The organism is Nocardioides ureilyticus, from assembly GCF_051280745.1.
Classification (GTDB): Bacteria; Actinomycetota; Actinomycetes; order Propionibacteriales; family Nocardioidaceae; genus Nocardioides.
Window position 1 is genome coordinate 61,105 of record NZ_JBNCOG010000013.1, and the last position, 13,802, is coordinate 74,906.

Consider the following 13,802-nt stretch of genomic DNA (forward strand, 5'->3'; position numbering starts at 1 on the left):
CCAGCACCACGACGAGGGCCCCGTTCCGCACCAGCGGCCGGGGCCCTCGGCGTCCCGGCCCGACCCGACGTCCTCAGGAGCAGCCATGCAGGTCCAGCTAGGCCTCGACACCTTCGGTGACGTCACGATCGGCGCGGACGGCGACCTCCTGCCCCACGCCCAGGTCGTCCGCGACGTGCTCGCCCAGGGCCGGCTCGCCGACCAGGTGGGCGTGGACGCCTTCGGCATCGGTGAGCACCACCGCGACGACTACGCCGTCTCCGCGCCCGACGTGCTGCTCGCCGCGCTGGCCGCCACGACCGAGCAGATCCTCCTGGGCACCGCGGTCACCGTGCTGAGCTCCGACGACCCCGTGCGCGTGCACGAGCGGTTCGCCACCATCGACGCGATCTCGGAGGGCCGCGCCGAGGTCACCCTGGGACGCGGCTCGTTCACCGAGTCCTTCCCGCTCTTCGGATTCGACCTGTCGGACTACGAGGTGCTGTTCAGCGAGAAGCTGGACCTCTACGCCGCCCTCCAGGAGGGCATCGCCGCCGCCCGTCCGGTGAGCTGGCACGGCTCCACGCGCCGGCCGCTCGTCGACGCCGAGCTCTGGCCCCGGCCGGAGCACGGGCCGCTGCGGACCTGGATCGGCGTGGGTGGCTCACCGGAGTCGGTGGTGCGGGCCGCCCGGTACGGGATGCCGCTGATGCTGGCGATCATCGGCGGCGAGCCGGCCCGGTTCGCGCCGTACGCCGACCTCTACCGCCGCGCGCTCGCCGAGCTGGGTCGCCCCGAGCTCCCCATCGGCGTCCACTCGCCCGGGTTCGTCGCCGCCACCGACGAGGAGGCACGCGACCGGCTCTTCCCGCACTTCAAGGCCAACCGCGACCGGATCGGCCGCGAGCGCGGTTGGCCGCCCGCCACCCGTGCGGAGCTCGACGCCGAGGCCGACCACGGCGCACTCGTCGTCGGTGCACCCGAGACCGTGGCGCAGAAGATCGCCTCGACCGTCCGCACCCTGGGGCTCAGCCGCTTCGACCTCAAGTACTCCCACGGTCCGCTCCCCCACGAGCAGCTGATGGAGTGCATCGAGCTGTACGGCACGGCCGTCGCGCCCCGCGTCCGCGAGCTGCTGGCCGACTGAACCGGCCGACCCGAGGGCGTCAGCTCAGCGCCGAACCCTTGCGGTACTCCGCGAACGGCACGTTCCAGTCGCCGAAGCCGTTCTCGAGCGTCATCGGCCGGTCGGTGCCGACGTACTCCACGACGTCGCCCCGCCGGCTCATGGCGTAGAGCCAGCCCGCGTCGGCCGTGCTCAGTCCCGTGCAGCCGTGGCTGACGTTGGCGTAGCCCTGGGAGCCCACCGACCACGGGGCGGCATGGATGAACTCACCCGAGTACGTGAGCCGCATCGCCCACTGGACGTCGTCGATGTCGTAGGCCTCCGCGCTGCCGGCCGGGATGCCCACCGTCTCGGAGTTCATCCGCTTGACGTCGTGCTTCTCGATGATCACCTTCGTGCCCGACCGGGTCGTGAAGCCGGGCTTGCCCGTCGTCACCGGGAGGGTCCGCAGCAGCTTTCCGTTGGAGAAGACCTTCATCTGGTGTGCGCGGGCGTCCACCCGGTACACGTGCGCGTCGCCCACGGTGAAGTCCACGGAGCGGCTGAGCTGGCCGTAGACGCCACCTCCGGCCGGCACGCTGTTGACGTCGACCTCCACGGCGACCTTCGTGCCCGGCTTCCAGTACTCCCGCGGCCGGTAGTGGACCTCGGTGGCGCTGAGCCAGTGCCAGGAGCCGACCTGCTGCGGCCGCGCGGTCACGGTCAGGTGCTCTTCGATGGCGGCGCGGTCGGTCACCGGTACGTCGAACGTGACGATCACCGGCATGCCGACGCCCACGGTCTCGCCGTCCAGCGGCGCGACCGAGGGGTAGGTCTGCTGGTCCAGGGACAGCTCGGCGGTGTGGAACCGCACGCCACGACGGAGCCGGTCCCCCTCGACGTCGGTGGCCCGCACCCGCACGATGTAGGCCACGCCCGGCTCCAGCCGGTCGGCGGCTCGCCAGCGGGTGCCGTCGTCGCTGATCCGGCCCGCCACCCGCGGGGCGTCCTCGGTGGGGCCACCGGCCGGGGCGAGGGTCACGCGGTCGAGAGAGGCAGCAGCAGCGGTGACCTCGACGACCTTGTCGACGGCGACACCGGTGCTCCCTCGCCGGACGTTCACCCGCACCTGCGGCTCAGCGGCGTCCGCGCCGGCAGCAGCGGTGGTCCGCCCGTCCGTGGACCCGCCGCCGAGCGACTCCGGCACTGCCTCGGAGACCGCGTCGCAGCCGGCGACCAGGGGCACGGTGATCGCCAGCACGGCGGCCGCGAGGGCGGCACGGTGAGGTCGGTGGGAGCGGGGGCGACGCTCGGACATGCGGTCTCCACTGCAGGTCGGGGGTCGAGGCGCCGGCGACGGGCCGGGCTGCTCGAGGCTAACGGCTGACACTGGTGGGACGCGAAACCCCGCGATCCGGTTGCCTCCGGATCGCGGGGTCGGTGCGGGCTCAGCCCGACGTGCGTGTCGTCGCCCTCAGTGGGCGTGCTCCCCACGGTAGTACTCGAAGATCCACCCGCTCAGGGCGATCGCGCCGAGGACCGTGCCGATGATGAGCATCCACCAGGCACCCATCGCGATGCCGTACACGCCGACCGCGAGGGTCAGCGCGCACCACAGCGGCCACCAGGAGTACGGCGGGAAGAAGCCCAGCTCCCCGGCGCCGTCGGCGATGTCGGCGTCCTTGAGGTCCTCCGGCCGGGGGGCCATCTTCCGGGCGTGGAACCCGAGGTACAGGGTCACCATCGCGGTCAGCAGGGTCGTCATCGTCAGCGCGGACGTGCCGGTCCAGTCGCTGCCGCTCTCGCCGGCCGAGCTGATCAGCCAGTACGCCGGCGTCACCAGCACCAGGAAGACGGTGCAGATCGCGAAGATCCAGGCCTCGGCCCTCATCGGTCGGTCCCCTTCTCGTCAGGGTCGGTGGCGGTGCCGGCGGCGCGGTTCTCGTCGACGAGCGTCTCGCGGCCCTCCATGTCGGGCGCGTCGGCGAACCCGCCGTCGCGCGCTGCCTCGTTCTGCTCCATCTCGAGCGCGGAGACCTCCGGGTGGTGCAGGTCGAAGGCCGGCGACTCGGAGCGGATCCGCGGGATCGCCACGAAGTTGTGCCGCGGCGGCGGGCAGCTGGTGGCCCACTCCAGCGAGCGGCCCCAGCCCCACGGGTCGTCCACCTCGACCCGCGGGCCGCGGGCGGAGACGTAGACGTTGTAGAGGAAGGGGAGCGTCGAGGCGGCCAGCAGGAAGGAGAACACCGACGAGATCTGGTGCATCCCGGTGAAGCCGTCGGAGGCGAGGTAGTCGGCGTAGCGCCGCGGCATGCCTTCCACGCCCAGCCAGTGCTGGATGAGGAAGGTGCCGTGGAAGCCGAAGAACAGCAGCCAGAAGTGCGCCTTGCCGAGCCGCTCGTCGAGCATCCGACCGGTCATCTTGGGCCACCAGAAGTAGAACCCCGCGAACATCGCGAAGACCACGGTGCCGAAGACGACGTAGTGGAAGTGCGCCACGACGAAGTAGGAGTCGGTGACGTGGAAGTCCAGCGGCGGGCTCGCCAGGATGACGCCGGTCAGCCCACCGAAGAGGAACGTGATGAGGAAGCCGACGGCCCACAGCATCGGGGTGTCCATCGCGACCGAACCGCCCCACATGGTGCCGATCCAGTTGAAGAACTTCACGCCTGTCGGCACGGCGATCAGGAAGGTCATCCCCGAGAAGAACGGCAGGTCGATCGCACCGGTGACGAACATGTGGTGCGCCCACACCGCCACGGAGAGCACCGCGATCGCCAGCGTCGCGCCCACCAGGCCGACGTAGCCGAAGACCGGCTTGCGGCTGAAGACCGGGAGGATCTCCGTGATGATGCCGAAGAACGGCAGCGCGATGATGTAGACCTCGGGGTGGCCGAAGAACCAGAACAGGTGCTGCCAGAGGATCGGACCGCCGTGGGACGGGTCGAAGACGTGCGTCCCGAGCTGGCGGTCGGCCTCCAGCATCAGCAGCGCGCCGGCGAGCACCGGGAACGCGATGAGCACCAGCAGGCTGGTGACCAGCGTGTTCCACGTGAAGATCGGCATCCGGAACATGGTCATGCCGGGCGCGCGCATCGAGATGATCGTGGTGATGAAGTTGACCGCACCGAGGATCGTGCCCAGACCGGCGAGGTAGAGGCCCATGATCCACAGGTCACCGCCGACGCTCGGCGAGCGCACCGCGTCGCTGAGCGGCGTGTAGGCGTACCAGCCGAAGTCGGCCGCACCCTGCGGGGTGAGGAAGCCGGAGGCCGCGATGAGGCCGCCGAAGAGGAACAGCCAGTAGCTGAACATGTTCAGCCGTGGGAACGCCACGTCGGGCGCGCCGATCTGCAGCGGCATGATGATGTTCGCGAAGCCGAAGAACAGCGGCGTCGCGAACAGCAGCAGCATGATCGTGCCGTGCATCGTGAACATCTGGTTGTACAGCTCGTCGTTGACGACCTGCTGTCCGGGGAAGGCGAGCTCGGACCGGATCACCATGGCCATCAGGCCGCCGATGATGAACCACGCGAACGACGTCGCCAGGTACATCTTGCCGATCAGCTTGTGATCGGTCGTCGTCATCATGCGGACCAGCTGCTGCCCCAGCGGCTTGCGCACGGGCACGTCCACCGAGCGGGCGGCGGTTGCGGTCACTCTGTTGCTCCCTCGGTGAGATCGTCGGCCTCTTCGGCCAGACCGACCTGGGTGTTCGGGTTCTCGCCGCCGATCAGCGGCGCGTCTGCGGTGTTGCCGATCTCCTCGAGCTCCTCCAGGTGGGCGGCGTAGTCCTCCTGGCTCACCACCTCGACGTCGAAGAGCATGCGCGAGTGGTAGACCCCGCACAGCTCGTAGCACTTGCCGGGGAAGGTGCCGATCTCGGTCGGGGTCACCTGGTAGTGGTTCACCCGGCCCGGGATGACGTCCATCTTCATGAGGAACGACGGCACGCCGAAGTCGTGGATGACGTCGGGCGAGTGGAGGTTGAACTGCGTGGTCACGCCCACCGGCAGGTACAGCGTCGGGATGTCCGAGGCGGTGCCGCTGCTGTAGACGTAACGGTCGTACGGGTACTCGTCGTCGGAGCTGTCCTCGTCACCCTCGGGGTCGAGGTCGCCGAGCCCGTAGTTGAAGGTCCAGGACCACTGCTGGCCGACGACCTCGATGGTGTTCTCGCTGGCGACCTCGTCGTCGAGCACGATGTTCTGCACGCGGACGGTCTGGGAGAAGAACACGATGACCATCACGATCGGCGCGACCGTGTAGAAGATCTCGAGGGGGAGGTTGTAGCGCGTCTGGATCGGGATCTCGTCCGCGCTGCGGCGGCGGTAGCGCACCACCACCCAGAAGATGAGCATCCAGACGATCAGGCCGGTGATCCAGGCCGCGATCCAGGCGCCCTGCCAGAGCGCGAGCGTGTGCTCACCCTGGGCGGTCGCCGGCTCGGGCATCGCCAGCCTCGTCCACTCCCCCTGGCTCTCCTCCGAGCAACCGGCGAGCAGGACGACGGCGAGACCGACGACGGCGGCGAGCAGAGAAGGCCGGCGCCCACGCCGGACCTTCCCGGCCGCCCGCTGGGGGAGTTGCAGACCCACGAACGAGCCTTCCTCTTGGGTGGTCACGAGTAGGTCGAACACTACTCGCATCGGGCCCCGGTCGACGCCTGGGGGTCGTCTATGTTTCGCGGTGTGACCCAAGCCTCCGGGGCCGCCGGCCCGACCGTCGGCGGGTACCTCGACGCCGCGTCCGCGGAACCGCTGCACCCGGCGGCCCGCCAGACGCTGCTGGCCGCGCTCGACCAGGGGTACGCCGATCCCCGGCGCCTGCACCGTCCGGCCCGGACGGCGCGGCTGCTGCTCGACAACGCGCGCGAGGTCGTGGCCGAGTGCCTGGGCACCCGCCCCGACGAGGTCACCTTCACCTCCTCGGGCACGTCCGCGGTCCACCTGGGGCTGCTCGGCCTGCGTGCCGGCCGGGCCCGGCACGGGGACGCGGTGGTCCACACCGCGGTCGAGCACTCCGCCGTCCTCCACGCCGCCGCCTGGGTGCCCGGCGAGCACCGGGCGGTGCCCGTCGACGCGCTGGGCCGGGTCTCCCCCGCGGCGGTCGCCGACGCCGCGGCCGGCCCGGGCGTCGCCGTGGCTGCGGTCCAGGCGGCCAACCACGAGGTCGGCACGGTGCAGCCGGTCGCGGGCGTGGCCGAGGCGCTGGCCGGCAGCGGCGTGCCGCTCTTCGTCGACGCCTGCGCCTCCGCCGGCCGCCTGCCCCTCACCCCGGGCTGGGACGCCGCGGCCGCGTCGGCGCACAAGTGGGGCGGCCCCGCGGGCGTCGGCGTGCTTCTCGTGCGCAAGGGCGCGCGGTGGCGCAACCCCTTCCCCGGCGACGACCGCGTCGACGAGCGAGCCTCCGGCTTCGAGAACGTCCCCGCGGCCCTGGCTGCCGCCGCGGCGCTCCAGGCCGTCGTGGCGGAGCGGGAGGAGGTCGCAGGTCGCCAGGCCGCCCTCGTCGACCGCATCCGCGCCGGCGCCGCGGCCGTCCCGGACACCGAGGTGGTCGGCGACCCGGTGGACCGGCTGCCGCACCTGGTCACGTTCTCCTGCCTCTACGTCGACGGCGAGGCGCTGGTGCACGCGCTCGACCGGCGGGGGCACGCGGTCGCCAGCGGGTCGGCCTGCACGGCCACGACGCTCGAGCCGAGCCACGTGCTGGCGGCGATGGGCGCGCTCACCCACGGCAACGTCCGGGTCTCGCTCACCCGCGGGGCGACCGAGGCCGAGGTCGAGGCGTTCCTGGCCGACCTGCCCGGCGTGGTCGCCGGGATCCGGGCCGAGGTGGGGCTGTGACCGTCCCGGAGGTGGCCCTCGAGCTGGACTGCCGCGGCATGCTCTGCCCGCTGCCGGTCATCCAGCTCGGTCGCCGCATCGGCGACGTGGGCGTGGGAGAGGTGGTGGCCGTGGTGGCGACCGACGTGGCCGCGCGCACCGACGTACCCGCCTGGTGCCGGATGCGCGGGCAGGAGTACCTCGGCGAGGACACCGCGCCCGACGGCGTCCCGCGCTACCTGGTCGGGCGCCTCAGCTGAGGCCGGGTCAGGCGAGGCCGGGTCAGGCGAGGTGCGGCCGGACGTCCGCCGCCGCGTCGGCGCCGTAGGAGTGCTCCACCCGCCCGAGGAACTGCTCGGACGTGAAGGAGTACTCCTGCGTGCCGACGGTCTCCACGACGTACGCCGCGAGCACGCAGCCCACCTGTGCGGCGCGCTCCAGCCCCACTCCCCACGCCAGCGCGGCGAGGAACCCGGCCCGGAAGGCGTCGCCCACGCCGGTCGGCTCGACGGCGTGCACGTCCTTGGCGGCCGGCAGCTCGATGTCCGGCTCGCCGCGGCGACGCACCCGCACGCCCTCGGCGCCCAGCGTGGTCACCTGGGTGCCCACCCGGTCGAGGACCTCCTCGGCCGACCACCCGGTCTTCTGCTCGATCAGGTGTGACTCGTACTCGTTGGAGAAGAGCAGCGCCGCGCCGTCGACGAGCCGGCGGATCAGGTCTCCCTCGCCGAAGGCCAGCTGCTGGCTGGGGTCGGCGATGAAGGCGTAGCCACGCTGGCGGCACTCGTCGGTGTGCCGGAGCATCCCCTCGGGGTCGTCGGCGCCGATCAGGACGTACTCCGGCTCCCCCACCGCCTCGACGATCGGCCCGAGCTCGATCAGCCGGGCCTCGGCCATCGCGCCGGGGTAGAACGAGGCGAACTGGGCCATCGTGGTGTCGGTCGTGCACACGAACCGGGCGGTGTGCTTGGAGTCGGAGATCCGCACGTGGGAGCAGTCGACGCCGTGCCGCTCGAGCCAGGAGCGGTAGTCGGAGAAGTCCTCGCCGGCCGCGCCGACCAGCACCGGCCGCAGGCCCAGCCTGCCGAGGCCGAAGCACATGTTGGGCGCCACACCGCCCCGGCGGATCTCGAGGTCGTCGACGAGGAAGGAGACCGAGAGCTTGTGCAGCTGCTCGACGACCAGCGAGTCCTCGAACTTGCCCTGGAAGGTCATCAGGTGGTCGGTGGCGATCGAGCCGGCGATGAGCAGCGGCCGCGGGGCAGACATGGCACGGAACACTACCGATCGGTACCGCTGGGGATACCCCGCGGTAGCGCCTAGCGTCGATGGCATGAGCACCGACCGCCGCGCGTACGACGACGCCGCCCCCGTCCACGAGATGCACGCCGACTGCCTGGCCGCCGGCCGCAACCTCCGCCTGCCGGTCGGCGACCGCCGCCTGGACCGGGCTGCGCGAGCCGCCACCGGACCCGTGCCGAGCATCCTCTACTCCGACTTCCCCCGAGAGGTCGCCAAGCGGGACATCCGCGTCGACGAGGCCGCGCAGCGGCTGGCGAACGCCCTCCACCTGCACCTGGACTGAGCCGAACAGCGAAGAAGCCCCCGCCTGACGGCGGGGGCTTCTTCGTGTCGTGCTCATGCGTGGTCACGCCAGGCGGCCGACTCACCGGGTCTCGACACGCCGGTCGCGACTTCGTTCCTCAGCCGCGCGGCTTGCTCGACCACCGGTATCGAGTCCGCTGACGCGTCCTCGATCAGTGGAACGAGTCCCCGCACGCGCACGAACCGGTCGCGTTGGGGTTGTCGATCGTGAAGCCCTGCTTCTCGATGCTGTCGACGAAGTCGATCATCGCGCCGTTGAGGTAGGGGACGCTCATCCGGTCGACGACGACCGTGACACCGTCGAAGTCGGTCGTGACGTCACCGTCGAGGGTGCGCTCGTCGAAGAAGAGCTGGTAGCGCAGGCCCGAGCAGCCACCGGGCTGCACCGAGATCCGCAGGGCGAGGTCGTCGCGGCCCTCCTGCTCGAGAAGGCTCTTCACCTTGGCTGCCGCCACCGCGCTCAGGTTGATCTGGTCGGTGCGGCGCTCGGTGGTGGTCTCCACCTGCTCAGTCATGTCGTTGCTCCAGGTGAGTGCGGGGGTGGTCTCCGGGATCAATGGTCGCACACGGGGGGTTATTCCCTGGACCACGTGCGGGCGACCCGGGCGGCCAGGTCCGCCAGCGACCCGGCCGGGTCGGCGAAGGCCCGCTCCTCCCCCACCAGGTCCACCAGCGCGTACGCCGACTCCACGCCGAGCGCGCGCATCTCGCGGGCCCCGACGAGCACCTGGCCGGCGACGGCCACGCAGGGACGCAGCGCCTCGGCTGCGGTGGCGGCCACGCCGTACGGCACCTTGCCGGACCTGCTGGAGAAGTCGAAGGCGCCCTCCCCGGTCACGACCAGGTCTGCCCGGCGCGCGCGGCCCGCGAGCCCGACCGCCTCGGCGACCAGGTCCACGCCGGGCGCCCGGGACGCACCCAGCGCCAGCAGCGCGAAGCCGAGGCCGCCGGCCGCACCGGCGCCCTTCTCCAACGACGTGCGGCGGTCCACGGCCGACGCGAGCTCCTCGAGCACCCCGTCGAGCGCGGGCAGCCGCTCCTCGGGCACGCCCTTCTGCGGACCGAAGGTCTTGGTGGCACCGAACAGGCCCGTCAGCGGGTTGTCCACGTCGCTGGCGGCCACCAGCCGGACGGGAACCGACGGCAGCGTCACGGTCGTGATGCCCGCGAGCGCCGCGACACCGGCGTCCAGCGGCCGGTCGGCGGTGGCGCCGAGCGCGGCGAGGAGCCCCGCGCCCCCGTCGTTGGTGCCGCTGCCCCCGAGCCCGACCACGACCTCCTCGGCGCCGGCGTCGACCGCAGCGGCGACGAGCTCGCCGACGCCGTACGTCGAGGCCTCCTCGACCCGGTCCCCAGCGGTCAGGTGGACGCCGCAGGCCTGGGCACTCTCGACGTACGCCGTGGCGCCGGCCAGCAGCAGCGTGGCGGGCACCGGGTCGCCGAACGGACCGCGGACCGTCACGGCCAGCAGCTCGCCCCCACGGGCGGCGTGCAGCACGTCGACGAAGCCGGGGCCGCCGTCGGCCATCGGGCAGAGGTCGAGCTCGTCGCCGGGTGCCTGTCGGCGCCACCCCTCGGCGATCGCGTCCGCCGCCTCCACCGCGGTGAGCGTCCCCGCGAACTTGTCCGGGGCCACGAGGATGCGCATGCCGCACACCCTAGGGTCGGCCCGTGGAGGACCTGATCATCCGGCCGATGACCGCGGGCGACGTCGAGGACGCCGAGCGGGTCAGCGACGAGGGCTTCTTCGAGCTCGACACCCGGATGCGCCGCACGGCGGGACCGGCGCCGGAGCGCCGCTCGACCGCGCACCGTGCGGCCTGGCTCGAGCGGACGCACCACCTGGTGCGCACCGACCCCGGCGGGTGCTGGGTCGCCGAGGACACCTCGGGCGTCGTCGGCACCGCCGTGTCCTTCCGCCGCGAGACGCTGTGGTGCCTGGCGACGTACGCCGTCCTGCCCGGCCACCAGGGCCGGGGCATCGGCGCCCCGCTGCTCGCCGCGGCGCTGCACCACGGCCGCGGCTGCGTGCGCGGGATGCTGTCGGCGACCGGGGACCAGCGGGCCGTCCGCGCCTACCACCGCGCCGGCTTCGAGCTGCACCCGCAGATGCGGCTGACCGGCCGGGTGGACCGGTCGGCCATCCCGGTCGACGCCCTGGCCAAGGTGCGCGACGGGAGCGCGGGCGACGTCGACCTGATGGACTCCCTGGACCGCCTGGCCCGCGGCGCCGGGCACGGCGTGGACCACGAGCTGATGCTGCGCCAGTGGCACCTGCTCGTCACCGACACCACGACCGGGTCGGGCTACGTCTACGTCGACGAGCGCGGGCGGCCCGCGCTGCTCGCCGCCTCCGACCGGCGCACCGGCGCCCGGCTGCTCTGGTCGGCCCTCGCGGAGGCCCACGACCAGGTCACCGTCGGCCACGTGACGGGTGCCAACCAGTGGGTGCTCGACGTCGGGTTCGCGGCGCGGCTCCAGCTCGAGCAGGAGGGCTACCTCGGCCTGCGCGGGATGAAGCCGCCGACGCCGTACGTCCACTCCGGGGCACTTCTCTGAACGCAGCCGCCGCGCGAGCCTAGGATGGGCGCCCATGACGACCGTCGACCTGCCGCTCCTCCCGCTCGGCCGCGGGATCGACCGCTCCTCCGAGCGGGGCGTCGACTGCCCCGGCGACCTGCCGTCGCCCTCGGACCCGGACCTGGTGGCCCGCGCCACCGCAGCCAAGGCCGCGCTCGGCGAGCGGGTCTTCGTGCTCGGCCACCACTACCAGCGCGACGAGGTCATCGCCTTCGCCGACGTCACCGGGGACTCCTTCAAGCTGGCCCGGGACGCCGCCGCGCGCCCGGAGGCCGAGTACATCGTCTTCTGCGGCGTCCACTTCATGGCGGAGTCGGCGGACATCCTCACCGGCCCGGACCAGAAGGTGGTCCTGCCCGACCTCGCCGCCGGCTGCTCGATGGCGGACATGGCCCGGCTCGCGCAGGTCGAGGACGCCTGGGACGCCCTGGCGGACGCCGGGGTGCTCGACTCGGTCGTCCCGGTGACGTACATGAACTCCAGCGCCGACATCAAGGCCTTCTGCGGCCGCAACGGCGGGGTGGTCTGCACGTCGAGCAACGCCGAGGTGGCGCTGGAGTGGGCCTTCGAGCAGAAGCCGGACGCCAAGGTCCTCTTCCTGCCCGACCAGCACCTCGGCCGCAACACCGCCGTGCTGAAGATGGGGCTCGCGCTCGAGGACTGCGTCGTGTGGAACCCGCTGCGCCCGAACGGCGGGCTCACCCCCGAGCAGCTCCGTGACGCCCGGATGATCCTGTGGAAGGGCCACTGCTCGGTCCACGGCCGGTTCTCCCCCGACGTCGTCGACGAGCTGCGGGCGACCGTGCCGGGGATCAACATCCTGGTCCACCCCGAGTGCCAGCACGAGGTGGTCCTCAAGGCCGACCTGGTGGGCTCCACCGAGTTCATCATCAAGACGATCGAGGCCGCCCCCGCCGGCTCCAGCTGGGCGATCGGCACCGAGCTCAACCTGGTCAAGCGGCTCGCGGACGCCCACCCGGACAAGAACATCGTCTTCCTCGACAAGACGGTCTGCTACTGCTCGACGATGAACCGCATCGACCTGCCGCACTTCGTGTGGGCGCTCGAGTCGCTCGTCGCCGGCACGGTGGTCAACCAGATCACCGTGGACCCCGAGACCGAGAAGTGGGCGCTCGTCGCCCTCGAGCGGATGCTGGCCCTCCCCGGCCGGACGCCGAAGGTCTGAGCCGCCGGCTGCCTCAGAGGCCCGGCGCGCCCCAGATCGCCAGCCAGCGGGAGAGCTCCGGCTCGACGGGGAGCTCCGCGGCCAGCGCGTCGCGGACCTGGATCTCCAGCAGGTTGTCGCGCCGCTGACCCCCACCGGGCGCGGGCGCGAAGGCGTAGAACGTGCCCTGCTTGTAGAGGTAGACCAGTCCGACCCGGCGTCCGGTCGCGTCCGCGAACGGGATCAGGGAGCACAGCAGCGCCGGGCCGAAGCCCTCGGCCTCGAGGCCGGTGTTCACCGCGTGCAGGTCGGTGCAGAGACCGCTCGTCTCCGAGGGGTCGCGGTGCACCTGGAGCCAGGTGAACCCGAACCCGTCGGCGCTCACCTCCACCTCCGGTGCGTCGGCAGCCTGGCGGAGCAGCTCGAGGATGTCGTCCTGCGTCTGCCCGAACCCGGCCCCGGCGGCCGCGCGGTAGCAGACCGAGCCGTCGCCGGTCGGGGCCAGGCCGAGCGAGGTCTGGAGGGTCACGGCCGCGCTCGGGACCAGGAAGAGCGCGTCGAGGTTGGCCTGCTTCGGCCGGGTGCGACCGAGGATCGAGTCCAGGAAGCCCATCAGCGCCCGGGCCTGCCGAGCTCGGTCTGGATCTCGGCCAGCTGCTGGAGCCGCTGCTCGAGCGAGGGGTGCGTCGAGGTGAGGGTCCGCAGGGAGACGCCGCGGATGGCCGGCGCGATGAAGAAGGCGTTCATCGACTGCGACGCGCGCAGGTCGCGCTGCGGGATGGCGTTCATCTCGCCGGTGATCTTCTGCAGCGCCGACGCGAGCGCGTGCGGCTTGAGGGTGAGGTAGGCGCCGGCGCGGTCCGCGGAGAGCTCGCGGTAGCGGGAGAGCACCTTGAGCAGCACGAAGCTGATGGCGTAGGTGACGAGGCTGATGAGGAGGACCACCAGCCACATCGGCAGGGCGGAGTTGTTGCTGCGCCGGTTGCCACCGAGGAAGGCGCCGTACCGGGACCCCTGCGCCAGCATGCCCGCGACGATGCCCGCGGACGAGGCGATGGTCATCACCAGGACGTCGCGGTGTGCCACGTGCGAGAGCTCGTGGGCCAGCACGCCCTCGAGCTCCTCGGCGTCGAGGGTCCGCAGGATGCCGGTGGTCACGCAGACCACGGAGCGCTCGGGCGAGCGGCCGGTCGCGAACGCGTTGGGGATCGCCATGTCGGCGATGCCCACCCGCGGCTTCGGCATGTCCGCCATGGTGCACAGCCGGTCGATCATCCCGTGCAGCTCCGGCGCCTCCTGCGGGCTGACCTCGCGGGCCCGCATCGCGCGCATCGCGACCTTGTCGGAGGAGTACCACTGGTACCAGGCGACGCCGAGCCCCACGACCCCGATCACCGGCGCGAGTCCCCCGTAGCCGGACTGGCCGGCCACGACCATCAGGCCGACGATCAGCGCCACGAAGAGCGCACCGAGCAGGAACATGACCAGCGTCATCCGGGCGGTCAGCCCGGCGTCGCCGACGAACCGCGTCTTCGCCACCGGG

Annotated in this window: 15 protein-coding genes; 6 read left to right on the top strand and 9 right to left on the bottom strand. The window is 72.1% G+C overall.

Annotated features, from left to right (window positions below):
* Positions 1-85: 85 nt before the first annotated feature.
* The gene (locus tag ACSMHG_RS09355; RefSeq protein WP_435744038.1) at positions 86-1,126 is read left to right on the top strand and encodes an LLM class flavin-dependent oxidoreductase; all 1,041 of its coding nucleotides are present in this window, start codon (positions 86-88) and stop codon (positions 1,124-1,126) included.
* A 19-nt stretch (positions 1,127-1,145) separates the two neighbouring features.
* Here ACSMHG_RS09355 and ACSMHG_RS09360 read toward each other — a convergent pair whose 3' ends face one another.
* From ACSMHG_RS09360 to ctaC, 4 genes are all read right to left on the bottom strand, one after another.
* On the bottom strand, positions 1,146-2,402 hold the full coding sequence (locus ACSMHG_RS09360) for a L,D-transpeptidase (RefSeq protein WP_435744041.1): 1,257 nt from the start codon (positions 2,400-2,402) through the stop codon (positions 1,146-1,148).
* Between the two features lie 156 nt (positions 2,403-2,558).
* Positions 2,559-2,975 carry a cytochrome c oxidase subunit 4 gene (locus ACSMHG_RS09365; RefSeq protein WP_435744044.1) on the bottom strand — a complete coding sequence of 139 codons (417 nt, stop codon included), beginning with the start codon at positions 2,973-2,975 and terminating at the stop codon, positions 2,559-2,561.
* Entirely contained in the window at positions 2,972-4,744 is a 1,773-nt protein-coding gene (gene ctaD, locus ACSMHG_RS09370; RefSeq protein ID WP_435744046.1) for an aa3-type cytochrome oxidase subunit I, read from the bottom strand. The genes ACSMHG_RS09365 and ctaD overlap by 4 nt, the downstream gene beginning before the upstream one ends.
* Positions 4,741-5,682, bottom strand: coding sequence for an aa3-type cytochrome oxidase subunit II (gene ctaC / locus ACSMHG_RS09375; protein ID WP_435744048.1), 942 nt, complete (start codon positions 5,680-5,682; stop codon positions 4,741-4,743). The genes ctaD and ctaC overlap by 4 nt, the downstream gene beginning before the upstream one ends.
* A gap of 93 nt (positions 5,683-5,775) precedes the next feature.
* On the opposite strand from ctaC, the gene ACSMHG_RS09380 reads away from it, so the two are divergent.
* Together ACSMHG_RS09380 and ACSMHG_RS09385 are read left to right on the top strand one after the other, a co-directional pair.
* Complete coding sequence (locus tag ACSMHG_RS09380; RefSeq protein WP_435744050.1) at positions 5,776-6,930, top strand: cysteine desulfurase family protein; 1,155 nt, start codon at positions 5,776-5,778, stop codon at positions 6,928-6,930.
* Positions 6,927-7,169: a sulfurtransferase TusA family protein gene (locus tag ACSMHG_RS09385; RefSeq protein WP_435744052.1), complete on the top strand. Its 243-nt coding sequence runs from the start codon at positions 6,927-6,929 to the stop codon at positions 7,167-7,169. Before ACSMHG_RS09380 ends, ACSMHG_RS09385 begins: the two co-directional genes overlap by 4 nt.
* A 22-nt stretch (positions 7,170-7,191) precedes the next feature.
* On the opposite strand, the gene ACSMHG_RS09390 is transcribed toward ACSMHG_RS09385, so the two are convergent.
* On the bottom strand, positions 7,192-8,178 hold the full coding sequence (locus tag ACSMHG_RS09390) for a carbohydrate kinase family protein (RefSeq protein ID WP_435744054.1): 987 nt from the start codon (positions 8,176-8,178) through the stop codon (positions 7,192-7,194).
* Between the two features lie 64 nt (positions 8,179-8,242).
* Between ACSMHG_RS09390 and ACSMHG_RS09395 the strand changes: the two genes are divergently transcribed.
* On the top strand, positions 8,243-8,494 hold the full coding sequence (locus tag ACSMHG_RS09395; RefSeq protein ID WP_435744056.1) for a hypothetical protein: 252 nt from the start codon (positions 8,243-8,245) through the stop codon (positions 8,492-8,494).
* 172 nt (positions 8,495-8,666) lie between these two features.
* Here the strand turns inward: ACSMHG_RS09395 and erpA are convergent, their stop codons facing one another.
* Both erpA and ACSMHG_RS09405 read right to left on the bottom strand, forming a co-directional pair.
* A complete protein-coding gene (gene erpA / locus ACSMHG_RS09400; protein ID WP_435744058.1) occupies positions 8,667-9,029 on the bottom strand; it encodes an iron-sulfur cluster insertion protein ErpA in 363 nt (120 codons plus the stop codon).
* Between the two features lie 59 nt (positions 9,030-9,088).
* Positions 9,089-10,162, bottom strand: coding sequence for a glycerate kinase family protein (locus ACSMHG_RS09405; RefSeq protein WP_435744060.1), 1,074 nt, complete (start codon positions 10,160-10,162; stop codon positions 9,089-9,091).
* 23 nt (positions 10,163-10,185) lie between these two features.
* Here ACSMHG_RS09405 and ACSMHG_RS09410 point away from each other — a divergent pair, with 23 nt between their 5' ends.
* Positions 10,186-11,073 (top strand): GNAT family N-acetyltransferase, encoded by an 888-nt coding sequence (locus ACSMHG_RS09410; protein WP_435744063.1) that lies wholly within the window; start codon positions 10,186-10,188, stop codon positions 11,071-11,073.
* Between the two features lie 34 nt (positions 11,074-11,107).
* Positions 11,108-12,280: a quinolinate synthase NadA gene (gene nadA / locus ACSMHG_RS09415; RefSeq protein WP_435744065.1), complete on the top strand. Its 1,173-nt coding sequence runs from the start codon at positions 11,108-11,110 to the stop codon at positions 12,278-12,280.
* 13 nt (positions 12,281-12,293) lie between these two features.
* Here nadA and pspAB read toward each other — a convergent pair whose 3' ends face one another.
* Both pspAB and htpX read right to left on the bottom strand, forming a co-directional pair.
* Positions 12,294-12,872, bottom strand: a complete 579-nt coding sequence (gene pspAB / locus ACSMHG_RS09420; protein WP_435744068.1) for a PspA-associated protein PspAB — start codon at positions 12,870-12,872, stop codon at positions 12,294-12,296.
* On the bottom strand, positions 12,872-13,798 hold the full coding sequence (htpX, locus tag ACSMHG_RS09425; protein ID WP_435744070.1) for a zinc metalloprotease HtpX: 927 nt from the start codon (positions 13,796-13,798) through the stop codon (positions 12,872-12,874). Before htpX ends, pspAB begins: the two co-directional genes overlap by 1 nt.
* Positions 13,799-13,802 lie beyond the last annotated feature (4 nt).

Coding starts and splice junctions, on each gene's coding strand:
- ACSMHG_RS09355 (WP_435744038.1), top strand. CDS start 86: ATGCAGGTCCAGCTAGGCCTCGACACCTTCGGTGACGTCACGATCGGC.
- ACSMHG_RS09360 (WP_435744041.1), bottom strand. CDS start 2,402: ATGTCCGAGCGTCGCCCCCGCTCCCACCGACCTCACCGTGCCGCCCTC.
- ACSMHG_RS09365 (WP_435744044.1), bottom strand. CDS start 2,975: ATGAGGGCCGAGGCCTGGATCTTCGCGATCTGCACCGTCTTCCTGGTG.
- ACSMHG_RS09390 (WP_435744054.1), bottom strand. CDS start 8,178: ATGTCTGCCCCGCGGCCGCTGCTCATCGCCGGCTCGATCGCCACCGAC.
- ACSMHG_RS09395 (WP_435744056.1), top strand. CDS start 8,243: ATGAGCACCGACCGCCGCGCGTACGACGACGCCGCCCCCGTCCACGAG.
- erpA (WP_435744058.1), bottom strand. CDS start 9,029: ATGACTGAGCAGGTGGAGACCACCACCGAGCGCCGCACCGACCAGATC.
- ACSMHG_RS09405 (WP_435744060.1), bottom strand. CDS start 10,162: ATGCGCATCCTCGTGGCCCCGGACAAGTTCGCGGGGACGCTCACCGCG.
- nadA (WP_435744065.1), top strand. CDS start 11,108: ATGACGACCGTCGACCTGCCGCTCCTCCCGCTCGGCCGCGGGATCGAC.
- pspAB (WP_435744068.1), bottom strand. CDS start 12,872: ATGGGCTTCCTGGACTCGATCCTCGGTCGCACCCGGCCGAAGCAGGCC.